Origin of the sequence: Dactylosporangium maewongense, from assembly GCF_039531485.1 — a bacterium.
Classification (GTDB): Bacteria; Actinomycetota; Actinomycetes; order Mycobacteriales; family Micromonosporaceae; genus Dactylosporangium; species Dactylosporangium maewongense.
In genome coordinates this window covers 123,357-143,729 of the sequence record NZ_BAAAQD010000008.1, presented here as the reverse complement: position 1 = coordinate 143,729, position 20,373 = coordinate 123,357, and the positions used below count along the sequence as shown (strand labels likewise).

Annotated in this window: 17 protein-coding genes and 1 pseudogene; 9 read left to right on the top strand and 9 right to left on the bottom strand. The window is 72.9% G+C overall.

Annotated elements, in window-relative coordinates; translation table 11 throughout:
• Positions 1 to 18: 18 nt before the first annotated feature.
• Positions 19 to 705: a TetR/AcrR family transcriptional regulator gene (locus ABD332_RS21440; protein ID WP_344503780.1), complete on the bottom strand. Its 687-nt coding sequence runs from the start codon at positions 703 to 705 to the stop codon at positions 19 to 21.
• 111 nt (positions 706 to 816) lie between these two features.
• Between ABD332_RS21440 and ABD332_RS21435 the strand changes: the two genes are divergently transcribed.
• Positions 817 to 1,722, top strand: a complete 906-nt coding sequence (locus ABD332_RS21435) for a Rossmann-fold NAD(P)-binding domain-containing protein (protein ID WP_344503779.1) — start codon at positions 817 to 819, stop codon at positions 1,720 to 1,722.
• Here the strand turns inward: ABD332_RS21435 and glpX are convergent.
• Positions 1,705 to 2,733 carry a class II fructose-bisphosphatase gene (gene glpX / locus ABD332_RS21430; RefSeq protein WP_425552260.1) on the bottom strand — a complete coding sequence of 343 codons (1,029 nt, stop codon included), beginning with the start codon at positions 2,731 to 2,733 and terminating at the stop codon, positions 1,705 to 1,707. The genes ABD332_RS21435 and glpX overlap by 18 nt on opposite strands.
• Positions 2,734 to 2,857: 124 nt before the next feature.
• Between glpX and ABD332_RS21425 the strand changes: the two genes are divergently transcribed.
• Entirely contained in the window at positions 2,858 to 3,445 is a 588-nt protein-coding gene (locus tag ABD332_RS21425) for a DUF4245 domain-containing protein (protein WP_344503776.1), read from the top strand.
• Positions 3,446 to 3,519: 74 nt separating this feature from the next.
• Complete coding sequence (locus tag ABD332_RS21420; RefSeq protein WP_344503775.1) at positions 3,520 to 3,909, top strand: hypothetical protein; 390 nt, start codon at positions 3,520 to 3,522, stop codon at positions 3,907 to 3,909.
• A gap of 657 nt (positions 3,910 to 4,566) precedes the next feature.
• Here ABD332_RS21420 and ABD332_RS21415 read toward each other — a convergent pair.
• Genes ABD332_RS21415 through ABD332_RS21405 form a run of 3 tightly spaced genes read right to left on the bottom strand, consistent with a single transcriptional unit; the run spans position 4,567 to position 8,596 of the window.
• Complete coding sequence (locus ABD332_RS21415; RefSeq protein WP_344503774.1) at positions 4,567 to 5,559, bottom strand: 4-hydroxy-3-methylbut-2-enyl diphosphate reductase; 993 nt, start codon at positions 5,557 to 5,559, stop codon at positions 4,567 to 4,569.
• Positions 5,556 to 7,841, bottom strand: a complete 2,286-nt coding sequence (locus tag ABD332_RS21410) for an FtsX-like permease family protein (RefSeq protein WP_344503773.1) — start codon at positions 7,839 to 7,841, stop codon at positions 5,556 to 5,558. The genes ABD332_RS21415 and ABD332_RS21410 overlap by 4 nt, the downstream gene beginning before the upstream one ends.
• Before the next feature lie 11 nt (positions 7,842 to 7,852).
• Entirely contained in the window at positions 7,853 to 8,596 is a 744-nt protein-coding gene (locus tag ABD332_RS21405) for an ABC transporter ATP-binding protein (protein WP_344503772.1), read from the bottom strand.
• Positions 8,597 to 8,748: 152 nt separating this feature from the next.
• Here ABD332_RS21405 and ABD332_RS21400 point away from each other — a divergent pair, with 152 nt between their 5' ends.
• Genes ABD332_RS21400 through ABD332_RS21380 form a run of 5 tightly spaced genes read left to right on the top strand, consistent with a single transcriptional unit; the run spans position 8,749 to position 12,749 of the window.
• Entirely contained in the window at positions 8,749 to 9,942 is a 1,194-nt protein-coding gene (locus ABD332_RS21400) for a sensor histidine kinase (RefSeq protein ID WP_344503771.1), read from the top strand.
• Positions 9,930 to 10,571, top strand: coding sequence for a response regulator (locus tag ABD332_RS21395; RefSeq protein WP_344503770.1), 642 nt, complete (start codon positions 9,930 to 9,932; stop codon positions 10,569 to 10,571). The genes ABD332_RS21400 and ABD332_RS21395 overlap by 13 nt, the downstream gene beginning before the upstream one ends.
• Before the next feature lie 9 nt (positions 10,572 to 10,580).
• Complete coding sequence (gene xseA, locus ABD332_RS21390; RefSeq protein ID WP_344503769.1) at positions 10,581 to 11,822, top strand: exodeoxyribonuclease VII large subunit; 1,242 nt, start codon at positions 10,581 to 10,583, stop codon at positions 11,820 to 11,822.
• A 1-nt stretch (position 11,823) separates the two neighbouring features.
• Positions 11,824 to 12,570: a GNAT family N-acetyltransferase gene (locus ABD332_RS21385; RefSeq protein WP_344503768.1), complete on the top strand. Its 747-nt coding sequence runs from the start codon at positions 11,824 to 11,826 to the stop codon at positions 12,568 to 12,570.
• Positions 12,567 to 12,749, top strand: coding sequence for an exodeoxyribonuclease VII small subunit (locus ABD332_RS21380; RefSeq protein WP_344503767.1), 183 nt, complete (start codon positions 12,567 to 12,569; stop codon positions 12,747 to 12,749). Before ABD332_RS21385 ends, ABD332_RS21380 begins: the two co-directional genes overlap by 4 nt.
• Before the next feature lie 1,701 nt (positions 12,750 to 14,450).
• On the opposite strand, the pseudogene ABD332_RS21375 reads toward ABD332_RS21380, so the two are convergent.
• Positions 14,451 to 15,623: pseudogene (locus tag ABD332_RS21375) on the bottom strand (DNA recombination protein RmuC); the annotation flags it as partial.
• Positions 15,624 to 15,662: 39 nt separating this feature from the next.
• Here ABD332_RS21375 and ABD332_RS21370 point away from each other — a divergent pair.
• Positions 15,663 to 16,409 carry a hypothetical protein gene (locus ABD332_RS21370; protein ID WP_344503766.1) on the top strand — a complete coding sequence of 249 codons (747 nt, stop codon included), beginning with the start codon at positions 15,663 to 15,665 and terminating at the stop codon, positions 16,407 to 16,409.
• 5 nt (positions 16,410 to 16,414) lie between these two features.
• On the opposite strand, the gene ABD332_RS21365 is transcribed toward ABD332_RS21370, so the two are convergent.
• The 3 genes from ABD332_RS21365 to ABD332_RS21355 form a co-directional block, all read right to left on the bottom strand.
• Positions 16,415 to 18,331 carry a tetratricopeptide repeat protein gene (locus tag ABD332_RS21365; RefSeq protein ID WP_344503765.1) on the bottom strand — a complete coding sequence of 639 codons (1,917 nt, stop codon included), beginning with the start codon at positions 18,329 to 18,331 and terminating at the stop codon, positions 16,415 to 16,417.
• A gap of 143 nt (positions 18,332 to 18,474) precedes the next feature.
• A complete protein-coding gene (locus ABD332_RS21360; RefSeq protein WP_344503764.1) occupies positions 18,475 to 18,963 on the bottom strand; it encodes a methylated-DNA--[protein]-cysteine S-methyltransferase in 489 nt (162 codons plus the stop codon).
• Entirely contained in the window at positions 18,963 to 20,345 is a 1,383-nt protein-coding gene (locus ABD332_RS21355) for an AlkA N-terminal domain-containing protein (RefSeq protein WP_344503763.1), read from the bottom strand. Before ABD332_RS21355 ends, ABD332_RS21360 begins: the two co-directional genes overlap by 1 nt.
• Positions 20,346 to 20,373 lie beyond the last annotated feature (28 nt).

The window sequence follows — 20,373 nt, the reverse complement described above, 5'->3', positions numbered from 1 at the left end:
CTGGACCCCTGACCTGGATCAGATCCCCACGAACCCGGCCTGCGCCCGCATCTGGTGCTCGAAGAACTCGTCGCGGTGCTCGACGACGTTGTTGAGCTGGCCGAACACCTCGAAGCTGACCAGGCCGAAGAGCGTGACCCAGGCGGACAGGGCGCGGGCCGTCACGGCGTCGGGCACGTCCGGGGCGATCACGGCGCTGGCCCGCCGTACATCCTCCGCGACCGCGTCAGGGACGGGCTCCGGCGGCCCGGGCGGCAGGCGGCGCGCCACCGCGGCGTCCTGGATGATCGTGCCCAGCACGGTGACCGCCCTGGTCGCCGCGGCGACGGTGTCCGTGGGCGCCTGGTATCCGGGCACGGGGCTGCCGTAGATCAGCGCGTACTCGTGCGGGCGCTCCAGCGCCCACCCGCGCACCGCGTCGCAGACCGCCATCCAGCGGCCGGTGAGGTCGTCGCGGCCGACCGTGCGCTCCCGGTCCTCGACGGTCTGCCCGAGGGAGTTGTACGCGTCGAGGATCAGCGCCGTCAGCAGGTCGTCCCGGCTGGCGAAGTACCGGTAGATCGCCGAGGAGACGACGCCGAGGTCGCGGGCCACGGCGCGCAGCGACAGATTGGCCCCGTCGGTGGCCAGGTGCCGCCGGGCGATCGCCTTGATCTCCTCGGTCATCTCCGCACGGACCCGCGCCCTGATACCTGTCGCCTTCATGCCGTACATAGTCTCATGCTCTTTTGGGAGAGCGCTGCTCTTGTTTCGTCCGACGACACGTGCTCTACTGAGAGAGCAGTGCTCTTGCAATCGTCGTCAGGGGAGGCAGTCATGCAGGTCATCGTCGGTGCCGGCGCCGTCGGCTCGATCATCGCGGCGCGGCTCGCGGAGTTCGGTGAGCCCGTCAAGATCGTCAGCCGCTCCGGCGGCGGGCCCGCCCACCCGCTGATCGAGCGGGTCGCCGCGGACGCCGCCGACGCGGCCGCCCTGCGCCGGATCGCCGCCGGCGCCACCGTCATCTACAACTGCGTCAACCCGCTGTACCACGCCTGGACGACCGACTGGCCGCCGATCAACGACGCGCTGATCCGGGCCGCGGCCGCCAACGACGCCGTCCTCGCGATCACCGGCAACCTGTACGGCTACGGGCCCGTCACCGGCCCGATGACCGAGGACACGCCGCTCGCGGCGACGGGTCGCAAGGGTCGCGTCCGGGTGGCGATGTGGCGCGACGCGCTGGGCGCCGGCATCCGTACGTTCGAGGCCCGCGCGTCGGACTACATCAGCCCCACCTCGTCGATCATCGAGATGGCGCTGCCGGCGATGCGGGCCGGGACGACCGCGTGGCTGCCCGGCGCCCTGGACGTGCCGCACAGCTACACGTACATCGGCGACGTCGCCGACACGCTCATCTCGCTCGCGACCGACGAGCGGGCATGGGGCAGGGCGTGGCACGTGCCCTCGCCGCCGCCGATGACGGGCCGGTCACTGCTGGACACCGTGGCCCGCGTCGCCGGCCTGCCCGCCCCGCGCCTGCGCTCCTACCCGGCGGCCGCGGTATGGGCCGCCGGGCTGACCGACAAGTTCGCCAAGGAGTTCCGCGAGGTGCGCCACCAGCACGTCAGGCCGTTCGTCATGGACTCGTCCCGGGTCACCGCGACGTTCGGCCTGACGCACACGCCGGTCGACGAGGCCGTCCGGTCGGTGCTCAGCCTCTCGTCAGCCAGTGCTGGGTAGCGCACCCTCGGGCTCGATCGCCAGCGGCGGCAGGATCCCGTCGAAGTCGACCAGCGAGTAGGCCCGCAGCTTCTCCAGGCGGTGGAACGAGTCGACCACCCGGATCGTGCCCGACCGGGACCGCATCACGATCGACTGCGTCTCCGCCCCACCCCTCCGGTAGCGGACGCCCTTGAGCAGGTCGCCGCTGGTCACCCCGGTCGCGCAGAAGAACATGTTGTCGCCGCTGACCAGGTCGTCGGTGTGCAGCACGCGACCGAGATCGTGGCCGGCGGCGACGGCCTTCTCCCGCTCGGCGTCGTCCTGGGGCCACAGCTTGGCCTGGATCGCGCCACCCATGCACTTCAGGGCCACCGCGGCGACGATGCCCTCGGGCGTGCCGCCGATGCCCATCAGCACGTCGGTCTCCGAACCCTCGCGGGCGGCGCTGATCGCCCCCGCGATGTCCCCGTCGGAGATGAACCGGATCCGGGCCCCGGTCCGCCGCACATCCTGGATCAGCTGCTTGTGCCGGGGCCGGTCCAGGATGCAGACCGTGACCTCGTCCACCCCGGCCCGCTTCACCCGCGCGATGCGCCGCAGGTTCTCCTCGACGCCGGCGTCGATGTTGATCACGTCCGCGTAGTCCGGCCCGACCGCCAGCTTCTCCATGTAGAACACGGCGCTCGGGTCGAACATCGCCCCGCGCTCCGCGACGGCCAGCACCGCCACCGCGTTGGGCATCCCCTTGCTCATCAGCGTCGTCCCGTCGACCGGGTCGACCGCCACGTCCACCTCGGGGCCTGTCCCGTCCCCGACCCGCTCGCCGTTGTACAGCATCGGCGCGTTGTCCTTCTCGCCCTCGCCGATCACCACGACGCCCTGCATCGGCACCGAGTTGATCAGCAGGCGCATCGCGTCGACGGCCGCACCGTCGCCGCCGTTCTTGTCCCCCCGTCCGACCCACCGTCCGGCGGCCATGGCCGCGGCCTCCGTGACTCGTACCAGGTCGAGGGCCAGATTCCGATCCATCTCACGACTCATGTGTGTGCTCTCCTCGCGCGGCGTTGCGTGGGCGGGCGGGCCATCCTCAATCGTGTCAGGCCGACGTGTTCCGCGTCGCTAGTGGCCGGGCGGTTGTGGCAACTTCCATCCGATGGTTCACGATGGGGGTGTGGAAACCGCTGCTCCCGCACCCGCTGGCTCCTCGTCGTCGGCTTCTGCCTCGTCGGCCTCTGCTTCTTCGGAGCGCGCCGGTCGCCGTCCGCGCGACATGGCGCTGTCGATGCTGGTCCTGCTGGTGCCGGTCTTCCTGCTGGTCGGCTTCTACCGCTACCTCGGCCACGAGGACCCGCCGGCCGTCGACACCACCGAGGTGTACGGCTCGGTCGAGCGCGCCGGCCAGTTCACCCCGCTGCGCCCCACCGATCTGCCACCGGGCTGGCGGATCGCCTCGGCCACCTACACCGGCGGCATCCTGCGCCTGGGCGTGACCGCCCCCTCCGACGGCGCCATGCAGCTCGCCCAGAGCGCCCAGCCAGCCGCCACCCTCATCCCGTCGATCATCGGCACGGCCGGTTCCGCCGGCGCCCCGGTCTCGATCAACGGCACCGACTGGCAGCGCCACGACGACGCCCGCCCAGGCGAACGCGCCCTCATCCAGTCCACCCCCACCCGCACCGTCATCATCTTCGGCCGCGCCACCGACTCCCAGCTCCAGCGCCTGGCCTCCTCCCTCCGCTGACGGTCGGCCGTCCGATACCGCAGTGTCGGGCACATGATCGCGGCGGCGCGGGCCCGGGGGATACCGTCCCCGGCATGTTCGGATTCGGCCGGAAACCCGGCGCCAAGGCAGTCAGCGCACGTGGCGAGATCGCTCACGTGGACTTCGGCCTGCAGAGCGTCGACCAGCAGGGCCATACCCGGTCGGCGAGCTACACCGTCCGCGTCCAGGTCTTCCCCGACGGCGCGGCCCCGTTCCTGGCCTCGATCAAGGTCAAGCTCCGCGGCACCGCGGGCCCGATGATCGGCGAGGAGACCTGGGTCCGCTACCAGCCGAACGACAAAGAGCGCATCGACTTCGACCGCGACCAGATCAAGCTCCGCGCCTACGACCGCGTCCGAGCCAACCCCGCCCTCCAACTCGTCGTCGACACCCTCTACACCCACGGCGACCCACCCGTCAGCGTCATCGCCACCGCCCGCTGACCCACCCCTCGTGATCCGGAAGACTTTGTGTACCCAGGGGTGCACAAGCTCTTCCGGATCATGGAACCGAGGGGCAGGCGTCCTCGCGCGGTGGGCGGTCGGCGCTCAGGCGATCACCGGCCCCCTGGCCAGCGCGATCTGCCCCGCTCGGCGTCGCGCCGTGGCCGGCGTCCCCGTGATCCGGAAGACTTTGTGTACCCAGGGGTGCACAAGCTCTTCCGGATCATGGAACCGAGGGGCAGGCGTCCTCGCGCGGTGGGGTAGCCATGACTCAGGCGATCGCCGACCCCTGCGGTCAGCGTGATCGGCACCCGCTCGGTTCTGCGCCGGCGTCCCCGTGATCCGGAAGACCTTGTGTACCCAGGACCGCACAAAGTCTTCCGGATCATGAGGAAATGCGGACCGCCAGGAGTTGCTGCACGGGTGGAGCGGCCACCGTGCGGAGCGCAGTGTCTACGGGTCGGACGACGTGTTGTACTGGTCCGGGTTGGGATGCGTCTCGGTCGTGCGGGCTGCCTGGGGTCGCGGTCGACCGTCCGGCCTCGCCGCTGTGCGGCGGCCTCACCTACCTCGACCACGCCCACATGGAGCTGGGCGGCGGGGCATCAGCAGCGACGGCGGCAAGCGCCGCGGACGGCGCCGGGTCGGGGGCGGTCGTTACGACAGGGTCTTGGCGACCTCGGCGGCGCGGGCGGTGGCGTTGGCCTTCATGTCGCGCTTGAGCTCCTGGGGCAGGGAGAACACGAGCTTCTCCTGGGCCGTGGTGATCTCGGCGACGTCGGTGAAGTCGCGGGCGGCCAGGAAGTCGAGGACCTCCATGACCAGCTCGTCGGGGACCGAGGCGCCGGAGGTGACGCCGACGGTGGTGGCGCCGGTGAGCCAGTCGTCCTGGATCTCGTGGGCGTAGTCGATGAGGTAGCCCGCGCTGGCGCCCGCGTCGACGGCGACCTCGCGGAGGCGCTGCGAGTTGGACGAGTTCTGGGAGCCGACGACCAGCACCACGTCGCAGTTGGGCGCCATGGCCTTCACGGCGTCCTGCCGGTTGGACGTGGCATAGCAGATGTCGTCGCTGGGCGGGGACATCAGCAGGGGGAGCTTGGTCTTGAGGCGGGCGACCGTCTCCAGGGTCTCGTCGACCGAGAGCGTGGTCTGCGAGAGCCACACCACCTTCGACGGGTCGCGGACGGTGACCTTGTCGACGCCGTCGGGGCCGTCGACGAGCTGGATGTGGGCGGGGGCCTCGCCGGCCGTGCCGATGACCTCTTCGTGCCCCTCGTGACCGATGAGCAGGATGTCATAGTCCTCGGCGGCGAACCGGCGGGCCTCCTGGTGGACCTTGGTGACCAGCGGGCAGGTCGCGTCGATGGCCTTCAGCGAGCGGGCGGCGGCCTGCTCGTGGACCTCGGGGGCGACGCCGTGGGCGGAGAAGACGACGGTGGCGCCCTCGGGCACCTCCTCGTTCTCCTCCACGAAGATCGCGCCCTTCGCCTGCAGCGTGCCGACGACGTGCTTGTTGTGCACGATCTCCTTGCGGACATAGATCGGTGCGCCGTAGAGCTTCAGCGCCTCCTCGACCGTCTGGACCGCACGGTCGACGCCGGCACAGTAGCCGCGGGGCTTGGCGAGCAGAACGCGCTTCGAACCAGTCACCCCGCCATGGTACGTGCCCCCACCGACAACATCCTCCGTCGGAGAAACGGTACAAGCGAGGCAAACGTCGCAAGCAGCGCGCACGCACCCGCCACGGCGGCCAGCGTGGCCCACGGCATGACCAGGGTCACAGGCGCGCCGACCTCCTCCTGCAGCCCGGCCCGCGCCTCGAAGAGGGCCGGCACGGCGACCGCCAGTCCCAGCAGGACGCCGAGCGTGACCGCGAGCAGTGACTCGACGACCACGAAGCGCGCCGTCTGGTCCGTCGTCGCTCCGGTACGGCGCAGCGTCGCCAGCTCCTGCCGCCGCCCGTACGTCGCCATGAGCACGGTGTTGGCCACCGCGAGCCCCGTGTAGCCGACGGAGATGCCGAGCAGCACCGCCAGGAACAGGTTCACCAGGTCGTTCTCGCTCGCGGCCTCCCGCTCGACGTAGGCCCGGGCCGTCATGGCGACGGCGCCCGGCGACGGCACGAACGCGTCCGACAGGTGCACCACCTGCGCCATCGCGGTCGGGTCGTGCCGCCGTACCAGGTCCCGCGGCAGCAGCACCGAGTCGGACGAACCGGTCACCCGAAGCGGCACCACGACCCCGTCGGCGAACCGCAGCGCCACCTCCGAACCCACCGGAAACCCCAAAACCGAAGGAACCGAAAAACCCGAAAAATCGGGTACACCAGAAACGGGGATGGACTCACCCGACGGCAGGTAGGCGACGGACGGCAGCTCGGAGCGCCCAGTCTGCGCGGAGACCGCGGCCTCCGACAGGCCCGGAGCGCCGGCGACGCCTGCCGCCACCGATGCGGCCGGGATGGCCCGGGCGTCCTCGATGTCCACCGCCTCCGAGGCGGTCTGGAACGTGCCGACCAGCAGCACCGCGAACCCCACCGCCGCGAGCACCGGCGCCGCCACCGAGGCCAGCCGCCGCGCCGATACGGCCGCCGCGCCCCGGACCAGCACGCCCGTCGCGCCCCGGCCGGCCGGCGTCAGCCGTACCAGCGGAACAACGACGACAGGGGCCAGCAGCGCCGCCGCGACCAGCAGGAACATCGCCGACGCCAGGACGATGGTCGGCTTGTCCTGCGCGGTCGACCCCGGCAGGAGCAGCGCCAGGCCACCGCCGGCCAGGACGCAGAGGCTCCCCAGGGCCCAGCGGGTCTTCGTCATCGGCCGCCGCTCCGCCGCCGCCTCGCGCAGCGCGTCCAGCGGCGACACCCGCCCGGCCCGGCGCGCGGAGAGCCACACCCCGGCCGTGGCCACGACGAGCCCGGCCAGGACGGACACGCCCAGCGCCCACCACGACACGCCGACGGTGAACCCGGTCGGCTCCAGGCCGACGGCCACGAACGGCCCGGCCAGCAGCGGCGCGGCAAGAGCGCCGAGCAGCGCGCCGGGCACCCCGGCGGCGAGCGCGACGAGGACGGTCTCGGTGAGCAGCAGCCGCCGCACCTGCCCGGGGGTGGCGCCGACGGCGCGCAGCAGCCCGAGCTCCCGCCGCCGCGACGTCACGGCGAACGCGCAGGTCGACGACACCACGAACACCGCGACGAACCCGCCGACGAACACGGTGGCGATGATCAGCTGCGCGCCGATCCACCGCGTCCGCGTGTCCTGCTCCGGTTCGACCGCGGACCGCGCGTCGCCGGTGAGCATCGTCCCGGCCGCCCCCGCGTCGAGCCGCACCGGGGCGCCCGGCTCGAAGCGGACGCCGATCACCCGTACACCACCCGCAAGCTCCGACGCGGTGGCCTCGTCGACGTAGAAGCCCTCGCCGTCGAAGACCCCCGTCACCGTCCAGCTCGCGGGTCCGGCGGCGGTCAGGACCGGCAGCGTCGAGCCGACGGGGACACCCGCCGAGGCCGGCACCGCCACCTCGCCGCGATCGGCCGGCGGTTTGCCGTCGCGGATGGTGTACCCGCCGAGCCCCGCCGACGACCAGGCGCGTCCACTGTGGACCGAGTCGCGGGGGTTCCCGGCCGGCTGCCCGCCGACGAGGCGCTGCACGTAGAACGTCCGGAACGGCACCGCCGCCAGCACCCCGGGTGTCGCGCCGAGGTCGGCGACCAGCGAGGACACCTCGTCCGGCGACCATGGGCGGTACACCGGAAAACCGCCCTCGACGGGATCGAACGACGGCGAGGCGACCACCGCGTCCGTGGCCGCGAGCGCGTCGGGGACCCGCGGCTGGGCGGCCGCCCACAGGGCGAGGCTGCCGGAGATGACGGCGACGCCGAGCAGCAGCGCCGCGAACGTGCCGAGGAACCCGGCCCACCTGTGCCGCACGGAGGCCAGCGTCATGACAGCGCCGCCATGCGGGTCGCGATGTGCTCGGCGCCGCGCGGCTCGTGCAGGTCCTCGACGATCACGCCGTCGGCGAGGAAGAGGACCCGGTCGGCGTACGCGGCGGCGAGTGGGTCGTGGGTCACCATGACCACCGTCTGGGCGTGCCGGTCGACGGCGGCCCGCAGCAGTCGCAGCACCTCCCGGGACGCGGTCGCGTCGAGGGCCCCGGTCGGCTCGTCGGCGAACACCACGACCGGCCTGGTGACGAGGGCCCGGGCGATCGCGACCCGCTGCTGCTGCCCGCCGGACAGCTCACCCGGCCGGTGGGTGGCCCGGTCGGCGAGCCCGACCTCGGCGAGCATCGCGTCGACCTGCCCCGGCTCGGCCCGGCGGCCGGCGAGGCGCAGCGGCAGCTCCACGTTCTGCGCCGCGGTCAGCGACGCGACCAGGTTGAACGCCTGGAACACGAAGCCGATCCGGTCGCGCCGCAGCCGCGTGCGGGCCTTCTCCCGCAGCGGCCCGAGCTCCACCCCGTCGACGAGGACGCGGCCGTCGGTGACCTGGTCGAGGCCGGCCGCGCAGTGCAGCAGCGTGGACTTGCCGGAGCCCGAGGGGCCCATCACGGCGGTGAAGCTGGCCGGGGCGAACCCGACGGAGACCCGGTCGAGGGCGGTCACGGCCTGCTCGCCGGCGCCGTACCGGCGGGTGACCGCGTGCAGCTCGACGGCCTGGCGCAGTTGCAATGTCGTCGTCACGCTGTCGAGCCAACCGTTTCGCCGGCCCCGGCACAGTCGCGCTGCGGCGACAGTCGAAGGTAACGCCAGCCATACCGTGCCCGGGCAGCGCGGTCGGTAGCGTCACCTGGGTGCCGGTCCGATCCGCGTTGGAGTCGCTGACGCTGCCACCCATGAAGTTCCTGACGTCCTCGTGGCCGTGGCGGTCGCTGCTGTACCTCGGCAGCGGCGGTCTCTTCGGGGTGGTCCTGGGGGCGGCGCTGTTCGGCCTGCTCGCGTTCGGGGTGATCCTCACGCTGTTCGTGGTCGGCATCGCCGGGTTCCTCGCGTTCGCGCTGTCCGGCGTCTTCGTCGCCAAGGTCGAGCGGTGGCGGCTGCGGCTCGTCGACGCCGTCGACCTGCCCGACCTGCACCGGCCCGTCGAGGAGCCGGGGCTGCGCGCGTGGGTGACGACCCGGCTGCGGGAGGGGGTCACCTGGCGCGAGCTGGGGTACACGATCGTGATCTGCGCGATCCTGGGCTGGCTCGACTCGCTCGTCGTCGCGTTCGTGGTGTGGGCGGTCACGGCGCTGCTCTGCGGCCCGCTCTACATCGACGACACCCCGCTGGGGTGGACGCTCCTGGGCAGCGTCGCCGGCCTCGCGCTCACGGTGATCATGTTGTACCCGGTGACGGCCTGGGCGGGCGCGCGCGCCGCGATCACCCGGTCGATCCTGGGGCCCCGCGCCGAGGACGACCCCCGGCTGGTGGAGCTGACCAGGTCCAGGGCGCGGCTGGTCGACGCGTTCGAGGTCGAGCGCCGCCGCATCGAGCGTGACCTGCACGACGGCGCGCAGCAGCGGCTCGTGGCGCTGAGCATGCAGCTCGGCCTGGCCCGCCTGGAGCTGCCCGACGGTTCGCCCGCCGCGGATCCGGTACGCCGCGCGCACGACCTCGCGAAAGAGGCGCTCGCCGAGCTGCGGGAGCTGATCCGCGGCGTACACCCGAAGATCCTGACCGACCGTGGACTCGCTGCGGCGGTCCGCGAGGTCGCCGACCGCGCCCCGCTGTCCGTCGACGTCGACATCGCCCTGCCCGCCCGGCTGCCGGAGCCGGTCGAGGTGACCGCATACTTCGTCGTCGTCGAGGCCCTCGCCAACGTCGCCAAGCACAGTGGCGCGCGGCGGGCCAGGGTCGTCGCGTCGGTCGTGTTCGACCGCCTCACCGTGCAGATCCGCGACGACGGCCGGGGCGGCGCCGACCCGGCGCGCGGCACCGGACTCGCCGGGCTCGTCGACCGGGTCGCGGCCGTCGGCGGGACCGTCGCGCTCGCCAGCCCGCACGGAGGGCCTACGGTGGTGCACGTGGAGCTTCCGTGCGGGTCGTGATCGCCGAGGACGGGATTCTCATCCGGGAGGGGATCGCCGGCCTGTTGCGGCGGTTCGGCCATGAGGTCGTCGCCGCCGTCGGCACCGCCGACGAGCTGGTCGCCGCGGTCCATGCCGCACCACCCGACCTGGTGGTCACCGACGTGCGGATGCCGCCGGGGTTCACCGACGAGGGGCTGCAGGCGGCGATCGCGCTGCGGGCCACCTTTGCGAACCTGCCGGTGCTGGTGCTCAGCCAGTACGTGGAGCAGACGTACGCGGCCGAGCTGCTGGACTCCGGGCGGAACGGGTACGTCGGGTACCTGCTGAAGGACCGCATCGGGGACGTGGCCGAGTTCGTCGACGCGGTGGACCGGGTCGCGGCCGGGCACACCGTGGTCGACCCGGAGGTGGTGATGCAACTGCTGGGCCGCCGCCGCGACCCGCTGCAGCGGCTCACCCCGCGCGAGCGCGACGTCCTGGCGCTGATGGCCGAGGGGCGGTCCAACGCGGCGGTCGCCCGCACGCTCGTGGTGTCGGAGGCGGCCGTCTCGAAGCACATCAACAGCCTGCTTGCCAAGCTGGACCTGCCCCCCGACGAGGACGACCACCGCCGGGTGCGGGCGGTTCTCGCGTACCTGCGCGGCTAGGGTGTCTCAGTGACTACTGACGCTCCGTCGTCGACCTCCGACTCGCCCTGGCCCGTCCGGGTCGTCTCGCAGAAGATCGGCGCGTGGATCGGCAAGCTCGGCTGGATCTGGGTCGACGGCCAGGTCGCGCAGATCACCAGGCGCCCGGGCACCAACACCGTCTTCCTCACGCTGCGCGACCCGTCGGCGGACCTGAGCCTCACCGTCACCACCAACCGTGACGTCGTCGACCTCGGCGCGCCCGGCCTCAGCGACGGCGCCCGGATCGTCGTGCACGCCAGGCCCGAGTTCTACGCGGCCCGCGGCTCGCTCAGCCTCCGCGCCGACGAGATCCGCCAGGTCGGCCTCGGCGAGCTGCTCGCCCGGCTCGAGCAGCTCAAGAAGCTCCTCGCCGCCGAAGGCCTGTTCGATCGGGCGCGCAAGCGCCGGCTGCCCTTCCTGCCGTCGAAGGTCGGCCTGATCACCGGCCGGGCCAGCGCCGCCGAACGCGACGTCCTCACCAACGCCCGCCGCCGCTGGCCGACCGTCGACTTCCGGGTCATCAACGTCGCCGTGCAGGGGACTTCCGCGGTACCGCAGATCATCGACGCCCTCGCCGTCCTCGACCGCGACGAGACCGTCGAGGTCATCGTCCTCGCCCGCGGCGGCGGCTCCACCGAGGACCTGCTGCCGTTCTCCGACGAGGCGCTGTGCCGGGCCGTGTTCGCGTGCCGGACCCCGGTCGTCTCCGCCGTCGGCCACGAGACCGACGTGCCGCTGGTCGACTTCGTCGCCGACGTGCGCGCCTCCACCCCCACCGACGCGGCCAAGCGCGTCGTGCCCGACCTCGCCGACGAGTTCCGCCTGATCGGCCAGGCCAAGCAGCGCCTGGACCGCGCGATGTCCGGCCTGCTCGACCGCGAGCAGCACCGCCTCGACGCGATCCGCTCCCGCCCCGTCTTCGCCCGTCCGCTCACGATGGTGGAGCACCGCGCGTCGGACGTGACCCAGCTGCGCGACCGGGCCACCCGCAACCTGAACCACCGCCTCGACCGGGCGTCGACCGAGCTCGAACACACCCTCGCCCGCCTGCGGACCCTCTCCCCGCTGGCGACCCTGGAGCGCGGCTACGCCATCGTCCAGCGCCCGGACGGCGCCGTGGTCCGCGCCGCCGCCGACGTCACCCCAGGCGACGAGGTCCGCGTCCGCGTCGCGTCGTCCTCCTTCACCGCCACCGTCTCCGGAACCGTCTCCGGCAACTCTGAGGGCTGACATGTCGCAACGGATCCAGGACTACCTGCTCGCCAGCGCTTCCGCGGGCCGCGAGGTCGTGCCCGCCGGCCCGTTCACGGTGACCATCAGCCCCCACGACCCCCTCGTGTACATCAACTACGCGATCCCGTCCGCCGGCGCCGACCCGACCCCCGCGGACATCGCCGCGCTGGAGGAGGCCTTCGTCTCCCGGTCGCGGACACCCCGCCTGGAGTACCTGCCGGGCCTGGCCCCGCTGGTCGAGCCCGCCCTGGTCGCCGCCGGCTTCACCGTCACCGACCGCCTCCCCCTGATGGAGTGCCCGCCCGGCGCCGTCGCCGACCTGCCCCTCCCGCCGGACATCGAGCTCGTCACCCCCGTCACGGACGACGAACTGCGCGACCTGCTCACCGCCCAGCACGAGGCCTTCGGCGAACCCCCGCCGAGCGCCGCCCATCTTGAGAAGGCCCGCACCTCCGGCGGCGTCCGCGTGCTGGCCCGCACCCTGTCGGGCGAGCCCGTCGGTGGCGGCGCGGCGGTCGCGGTGAAGGACGGCATCAGCGAGGTGGCCGGCATCGCCGTCCGCCCCGCGTTCGAACGCCGCGGCATCGGCGCCGCCGTCACCGCCCACCTCACCCGCGCCGCCCACGCGGCAGGCGCCACCCTCGTCTTCCTCACCCCCGGCGGCGACGCCCAGGAACGCGTCTACAGCCGCGTCGGCTACCGCCGCACCGACTCGGTGCTCTTCCTGACCAAGGAGTCCAAGTGACCGACCTGTCGTACGAGCAGGCAAGAGCCGAACTCGCCACCGTCGTCGAGAAGCTCGAGTCCGGCGGCACCACCCTCGAGGAATCCCTGGCCCTCTGGGAACGCGGCGAACAACTCGCCACCATCTGCCAACGCTGGCTCGACAACGCCCGCGCCCGCCTCACCACGGACCGCAGCTGAGCTGTAGTCCCCGCTGTAATTCCCCCCACCGCTGCCGCGGCGGGGCCCGGCGGGGATTCTCACCCGCACCCCAATGCGCCGCTCCGCGACGCACTGCGCACGCCGAGACGCGAGGCAGGCCAAGCGGCGCATGCGCGCCGCATCCGGTGGTCGCCCACCGCGGTGGTCCGGGTGAGCCTCCACCTGCCCGTTGATCGAATGGCAGTTCTGGCCGTGATGGCGACCAGAACTGCAATTCGATCAACGCGGAAGACCGAGATCAGCGCCCGACCAATCGAGCCCACGAGAACTGCACGGGGATCATGAGGCCCTGGTGTCGGTTGGACAGCACCTCGGGTCCGCGATGACTCCGGCGGCAGCCGTAGCCGACGGCGAGGCTGACCTGAGCGCCGCCGGTGTGGCGCTCCAGCCGCTTTGAGGGGCCGGACGCTGGCAGTGAACACCAGGTCCAGCGCGCCGACAATGCGCAGCCACCAGGGGTCGCTCGTTGGCGAGTTCAGCATCGTGGCACGACGGGCCGGCGGCGGGCGTAGGGCGTCGTGCGAGACAGCACTCCGTCGCGCTGGTGCTCCCCAGATGGGTCGGCGGGGACTGCCGCGTCCCATGTGGGTGTCGGTGCCCTCTGGCTGGCGGCCCGGGCGGCAGGTGCGTAGGTCCGGGACGATCGGTGGCCGGAGTGCCGTGTGGCCTGCGGAAGTCGTGTTGGCTGACAGGTCGCCGGGTCGGGTCCAGGTGGAAGGTGTGGTGGAGGCGGATCGTCGGTGGACAGCGGCTGCAGGTGTGTTGGGCGTGATCGTTGCTTTCGGCCACTCCTGCTGACGGCGGCTTGGAGGACGCTCTGTCGCACCGGTGCTGCGCAGGCGGGTGGCGGGGACCGCTGGGCTCATGGGTGGTTGTTGGGTTGCGCGTGTTGTGTGTGCTGCCCGGCAGATCCAGGCGGATCCGGACGGAGGGTGTGGCGGCGCGGGTTGGCGGTGAACAGCAGCTGTGGGGCGTTGGGTGTGCTCGTTGCTCGCGGCAGCTCATGCCGACGACTCGGAGGAACTGTTCGGTCGCGTTGGTGTTGGGGAGTGGGCTCAGCGGGGAATCGCGCCCGTGAATGGGTGGGTTGCGGGTGTTGTCTTTGCTGGCTGGCCGGTGGGTGAGTCCGGGCGGAGGGGTGTGGTGGGGCCGGGCCAGCGGCGACGGCTGGGGCCGATGGGCTGGCGTGGTGGGTTGGTGTCGTGCTGTTGGCTGGCGGGCACGTCGGCTGGCGGGTCCGGGGCGGGAGCGTGGTGGGCCGGGACGGCTGGCCGGATGCGGTGGCGGTTGGCGGTTCGGGAGGCGACCGGTGGTGGCCGCGGGTGTCCTGGCCTGCTACTGGGGTGGGTCTTCGCGGAGGGCGGCGAGCAGGATCTCGTACTCCGACTCGGGGAGTTGCTGGGGGGCGTGCGGTCGTTCAGGTCTGGTGGGCGTTGCGTGGTTGCTGTGCTGCGGGACGAAGGGCTCCCGGGAGCCGTGGAACGAGCTCGGGTCGGTGGGGCGGGGACCGGCAGAGGCCTGCGAGGGGTGCGGCACCTGCGAGGAGTCCCGCAAGTGTGAGGGGTCCCGCAGCGGCGAGGTGTGCGGCAGCTGCGAAGAGCCCGGCAGTTGTGAGGGGGTAGGCAGGTGCGAGGGGTCTGGCAGCTGTGAGGGCGGCGAGGTGTCCGACGGGTGCGAAGGGGTGGGCTGGTCGGAGGAGCCCGAGAAACCCGAGGAGTCGGAGGAGTCCTGGGGTTGGAGGTGGCGGGGGGTGAGCTCGACCTGGGACGGGGTGGGGAGGGGGTCGGCGCTGATGCCGAGCTCGGCCAGGCGGCGGGCGCTGACCAGGACGCGGGCCTCCAGGGAGCCGACGGCCTTGTTGTAGGAGGAGACGGCGGTGCCGAGGGCGGTGCCGACCTTGGCGAAGTGATCGCCCATGGTGGTGAGGCGGGCGTAGAGCTCGCGGCCGGTGCGGTGGACGGCCAGGGCGTTGTGGGCGAGGGACTCCTGGCGCCACGCATAGGCGATGGTGCGCAGCAGGGCGACGAGGGTGGCCGGGGTGGCGAGCACGACGTTACGGGTGAACGCGTGCTCCAGCAGGGTCGGGTCGTGCTGGAGGGCGGCGTCGAGGAACGTGTCGGCGGGCATGAAGAGGACGACGAACTCGGGGGTGGGCTCGAAGGCGGCCCAGTAGGACTTGGCGGCGAGGGCGTCGACGTGGCCGCGGAGGTGCTTCGCGTGCTGCCGCAGGTGGGCGGTGCGGCCGGCCTCGTCGCGGGCCTCCATGGCGCTGAGATAACCCTCGAACGGGGCCTTGGCGTCGACGACCACCTGGCGGCCGCCGTGCAGGCGGACCACGAGGTCGGGGCGGACGACGCCGCCGTCGGTGGGGGCGGTGACCTGCTCGTCGAAGTCGCAGTGCTCCAGCATGCCAGCGGCCTCGACGATGCGGCGCAGCTGGTGCTCGCCCCAGCGGCCGCGGATCTGCGGCGCGCGCAGGGCGGAGACGAGCTGGCGGGTCTCGGTGCGCAGCTCGCCGGAGACGTCGTGCATGGCGCGGACCTGCTCGCGCAGCGACTCATAGGCGCCGACGCGGTCGCGCTCCAGGTCGGCGACGCGGCGCTCATAGCGCAGCAGGGCGTCGTGCAGCGGGGCGACGGCGTCGGCGACCGCGTCCTGTGTCTGGGCGCGGGCCTCATAGGTGAGGGAGCGCAGCGACGACTCGAGCCGGGCCTCGCCGTCGCGGGTCGCCTGCAGGGTGGCCTCCAGCTTCGCCACATCGACCGCGGCGCGTGACCGCGCGGCGAACCAGCCGAGCGCGGCGCCGGCGGCGAGCCCGATGACGATCAGCACGAGTTCCACGGCTACCAGCATGCACGAGGGGTACGACAGAAAATGGGTACCGTCGAAGTCATGGGAACGTGGATCGTCCTCGCCGTCCTGCTGGTGGCCGCGGTCGCCGCGGTCGCCGCGTTCGTCGCCGCGGGCAACCGGAAGAAGGCGGACGCCCGTGAGGACGCCCTCCGCTGGTATGAGCGGCTCGGCGGCCAGGTCATGAACCTCTCCGGCGACACCCCCGCGGTGCGGCAGGCGCTCGTCGACGCGGGCGAGCGCTACACCGCCGCCGGCGCGCAGCTGGAGCGTTCGACGTCGGTCCGCCAGTACGAGCTGGCCCGCGAAACCGCCCTCGAAGGCCTCGCGTACGTGCGGGCGGCCCGGGTCGCGCTCGGCATCGACCCCGGACCGGACCTGCCGCCGCTCGCGGGCGCCCGCGCGGGGCAGCTCACCAAGGAGCGCGAGGTCGACGTGCAGGGGCACCGGTTCCGGGCCGGTCCGCACCCGGGCGACGCCACCCCGTACTACTACCCAGGCGGGCAGGTGGCGGGCCGCGGCGTGCCGGCCGGCTGGTATTCCGAGCCGTGGTGGAAGACGGCCCTGGTCGCGGGCGCGTGGGGCGTCGGGTCGCTGCTGGTGTTCGACGCGCTGTTCAGCCCGGCGTGGGGCGACTCAGGCTATGACGCGGGCTTCGACCAGGGCTATGACGCCGGCGCAGACCAGGGCTACGACGGCGGGGACCAAGGCTACGACGGCGGGGACGCAAGCGACTTCGCAGGCGGGGACGACTTCGGAGGCGGAGACGACCTCGGCGGGGACTTCTGAAAGGCTCAGTACCGGCTTCCCTGAGTGCCCCTGGCCGCCCGCTCCGCGAGCGCCAGATCCGACGCCGCCGCCCGCGCGAACGGGCTGCTCGCCCCCAGCAGCTGCGCATACACCGACTGCGCCGCCCGGTACTCGGTCACGGCCTCGTCCAGCCGCCCCAGGTCGTGCAGCACGCTGGCGAGCCGGTGCCGCGAGACGGCGGTGTCGAGGTGGACCGGCCCGAGCAGGTGCAGCCGGCTGCCGAGCACGGCCCGGTGCTCCTGCTCCGCCTCCTGCAGCCGCCCCGCGTGGTGCAGCGCGGAGGCGAGCAGGCTGCGCGACATGAGCGTGTCGCGGTGCTCCGGCCCGAGCAGCCGCGCCCGCGCCCGCATGACGGTGCTGTGCTCGTCGATCGCCCGGTCGAGCTCGCCCATGTCCTGGTACACCTTGGCGAGGTTGCTCCGGGAGATCAGCGTCTCCTGGTGGTTGCTGCCCAGGACGCGGGTGCGCGCCTCCAGGACCCGCTGGTGCTCGCCCTCGGATCGGGTCAGGTCGCCGAGCTGGTGGTAGATCGTCGCGAGGTGGCTGCGGCTGGTCAGCGTGTCGGGGTGGTCCTCGCCGAGGATGCGCATCCGCGCGGTGAGCACCTCGTCGCACTCGACGAGCGCCTCGGCCAGGCGGTCCAGGTCGCGCAGCACGGTCGCGTGCTGGTCCCGGGCGGTGAGCGTGTCGGGGTGGTCCCAGCCGAGGGCGTGCGCGCGGGCGTCGACGATCTCCCCGTACGCCTCCTTCGCCTCCTGCAGCTGGCCCCGCCAGTGCAGGTCGGTCGCCCGCTGCCAGGTCGCCGAGTCGTCGTAGACGCGCGGCGCGGGGGAGGGCCGGCGCCGCGGCTCCGGGCTGGGCCATTCAGCGGGGTCCGGCTCAGGCGGGGCCGCCGCATGCGGCGGCGTGGCCGCATGGGACGAGGTCGGGGAGTGCTGCGCCGGGATCGACGGCCCGAACACCGGCGCCGCCGTGCCGAACGTGGACGCCGGCGGCTGCATGACCGGCGGCCGCGGGGGAGCGGGCGGGGGAGCCGGCGCCCGCGTGGGGATCCGCACCGCCTGCTGCGGCTCGAAGATCTCGTCGTCCACGTACGGATCGGGCTCGGGCTCGAACGAGTCGGGCGAGAACCGCTCGGGCACGAACCTGTCCGCGGGGTGCGAGGCCGGCGCGGCCTGCTGCTGCACCACCTCGGGCACCTCGATCGGCGACTCGAGGCCGCGCCGGCGCAGCTCCCGCTTGAGCGAGACGATCGCGTCGGAGATGCCGTCGCTGTGGTCGCCGAGGCGCCACGCGACCGCCATGACGGGCCGGTCCAGCGCGATGCTCAGCTGCCGGACCGAGCTCAGGATCGAGTCGTCGGGCGAGGCGTTGACGATGACGAGCGCCGCCCGGAACGCGGCCGTCTGGCCGACCAGCAGCGCCTGATACGTGCTCTGCATGCGGGCGATGGAGAACCCGGTGCCGGCCCGGATGTCGACGATGATGTGCGACTCGGACATGGCGATCGGCCCGAGGAAGTAGCCGAAGACGGGCTGCAGCTTCTGCCCCTCGCGCCCGGCCGCCTCGTACAGCGCCGCGTTGGCGCCCTCGTGGTAGGCGATCGCCTGTGGGGCGTGACCGCGGATGAGCTGGACGAAGCGGTCGTACGCCCCCTCGGCGTCGCCTTCGAGCTGGGCCTTGCCGGCGGAGGCGACCCGCTCCTCACGGTCCGCGGAGCGGACCACGATCGTGCCGCCGGACAGTCCCGCGAGCCCGACCAGGACGCCGGCCGCCACGAGGGCGGCGGCGCCGGCGGTGCTGCGGAACTGCATCGTGGTGAGCACGCCCAGTGCGACCAGGGCGAGCCCGACGAGCACGACGGTGAATCGGGTCTGGCTACTCCATCGTCCGCCAGTCATCGGCCCTCTTCTAAGCGATCTACGCCCGCAGCAATGGAAAAGATCCGCAGCGTGACGAGAATCTTCCCACGAACGAACCAGTCCACGGTAGATCGCCTACGTGAACCCCGCCATTCACGCAGTTGAGAAGACAAAACTGTCAATTAAGCGACAGAAGCCTCATGATCGAGCAGCCACCGCTTGACCGGCAGGCCCCAGCGGAACCCGCCGAGGGTCCCGTCGGTGCGCAGCACCCGGTGGCACGGCACGAAGAGGGCGGCCGCGTTGCGGGCGCAGGCCTGCGCGGCGGCCCGGATCGCCGGCGGCCGGCCGGAGAGCACCGCGAACTCGCTGTAGGTCACGGGCGCGCCGGCCGGCACCGTCCGCAGGACGTCCCAGGCGTGGGTGAGGAACTCGCCGCCGGGACGCTGGCGCACCACGACCTCGTCGATCGCGTGCACGTCACCGTCCAGGTAGGACCGCGCGGCCTTCTGCGCGTCGCCGACGTCGCCGACCTGCCGCGACGCACCCACCTCGACGAACAGCGACAGCTCCTCGAGCGAAGCGGTGAAGCCGCTGGCCAGCACCGCGCCGTCGCCGTCCACCACGATCGTGAGCGGACCGGCGGGAGTGGCTGAAACGGAGTACAACATCAGAGAATCCTCCAGAGTCGGATGGCGGCGTAGGAACGCCACGGTCGCCAGCGCTCGGCGTGCGCGGCCAGGGATCGGGGGTCGTCGGGCAGGCCGAGGGCCCGCGCGCCGCGCAGCACCCCCAGGTCGGTGGGCAGGAACGCGTCGGGGTCGCCGAGGGCGCGCATCGCCACATAGGAGGCCGTCCAGTCGCCGATGCCGGGGATCTCTTTCAGGCGGGCCACGGTCTCCAGGCGGTCGCCGTCGCCGTCGAGGCTCAGCCCGTCCAGCACCGCGGACGCCAGCGCGCGCAGCGTGCGCCGTCTGGCGGCCGGCATCGGGAAGGCGGTGTCCGGCAGCTCCAGCAGGGACGAAGGGGTGGAGAACGCCAGCCGGCGCAGCACGGTCCGGGCCGCCGCGACCGAGATCTGCTGCCCGACGATCGCGCGGACGGCGATCTCGAACCCGTCGACGGCGCGGGGCACCCGTACACCCGCCTCCTTCAACACCAGAGGCGCCAGGAGCGGGTCGTCGCCCAGCACGGCGTCCACGGCCGCGGGGTCGGCGTCGAGGTCGAAGAGGCGGCGGCAGCGGGCCACCGCCGGGGCCAGGTCGCGCAGGTCCGTAAGGCGCAGCGTGGCCGCGACGTGCCCTTCCTCGGGGCGCAGCTCCGCGGTGCCGGTGCCGTGCGGCAGGCGGAGGTTTCGCCGGTACGAGTCGCCGACCCGCTCGTCGATGCCCTCGATGGCCCGGTCGCCGAGGAACGACAGCAGCGCCTCGGCGTGCAGCGGCGCCCGGAACGGCAGCCGTACGGACACCACACCCGGATCGAGCGACGGCTGCGTCCGCCGCACGCGTAGGTCCGACGGCGTGCGGCCGTAGATCTCGCGGACGGTGTCGTTGAACTGCCGCACGCTGCCGAACCCGGCCGCGAACGCGATCTCCGCCAGCCCGAGCCGGGTCGTCTCGATCAGCACCCGGGCCGTCTGTGCCCGCTGCGCCCTGGCGAGGGCGAGGGGGCCGGCCCCGACCTCCGCGGTCAGCATCCTGTGCAGGTGCCGTTCGGTGTACCCGAGGCGCCCCGCCAGGCCGGGAACCCCGTCCCGGTCGACGACGCCGTCGGCGATCAGGCGCATCGCCCGGCCGACCACGTCGCCGCGCACGTCCCACTCCGGCGAGCCGGGCGCCGCGTCCGGCCGGCAGCGCAGGCACGCCCGGAAGCCCTCCCGCTGCGCCGCCGCGGCCGTCGGCAGGAAGCGCACGTTCTCCGCCTTCGGCGTGATCGCCGGGCAGGACGGCCGGCAATAGATCTTCGTCGACTTGACCGCGGTCACGAAGACCCCGTCGAACCGCGCGTCGCGGCTGATCGCCGCCCTGCGACAGGTGTCGAAGTCCAGTTCCATGCCACCTATCCTCCCCCGCAGGTCCGTC

Excerpts from the sequence above, each read along its gene's own strand:
- ABD332_RS21365 (WP_344503765.1), bottom strand. The coding sequence starts at position 18,331 with ATGACTGGCGGACGATGGAGTAGCCAGACCCGATTCACCGTCGTGCTC.
- ABD332_RS21370 (WP_344503766.1), top strand. The coding sequence starts at position 15,663 with ATGGGAACGTGGATCGTCCTCGCCGTCCTGCTGGTGGCCGCGGTCGCC.
- ABD332_RS21355 (WP_344503763.1), bottom strand. The coding sequence starts at position 20,345 with ATGGAACTGGACTTCGACACCTGTCGCAGGGCGGCGATCAGCCGCGAC.
- ABD332_RS21425 (WP_344503776.1), top strand. The coding sequence starts at position 2,858 with ATGGTTCACGATGGGGGTGTGGAAACCGCTGCTCCCGCACCCGCTGGC.
- ABD332_RS21435 (WP_344503779.1), top strand. The coding sequence starts at position 817 with ATGCAGGTCATCGTCGGTGCCGGCGCCGTCGGCTCGATCATCGCGGCG.
- ABD332_RS21400 (WP_344503771.1), top strand. The coding sequence starts at position 8,749 with ATGAAGTTCCTGACGTCCTCGTGGCCGTGGCGGTCGCTGCTGTACCTC.
- ABD332_RS21360 (WP_344503764.1), bottom strand. The coding sequence starts at position 18,963 with ATGTTGTACTCCGTTTCAGCCACTCCCGCCGGTCCGCTCACGATCGTG.
- ABD332_RS21385 (WP_344503768.1), top strand. The coding sequence starts at position 11,824 with ATGTCGCAACGGATCCAGGACTACCTGCTCGCCAGCGCTTCCGCGGGC.
- ABD332_RS21440 (WP_344503780.1), bottom strand. The coding sequence starts at position 705 with ATGAAGGCGACAGGTATCAGGGCGCGGGTCCGTGCGGAGATGACCGAG.
- ABD332_RS21420 (WP_344503775.1), top strand. The coding sequence starts at position 3,520 with ATGTTCGGATTCGGCCGGAAACCCGGCGCCAAGGCAGTCAGCGCACGT.
- glpX (WP_425552260.1), bottom strand. The coding sequence starts at position 2,733 with ATGGATCGGAATCTGGCCCTCGACCTGGTACGAGTCACGGAGGCCGCG.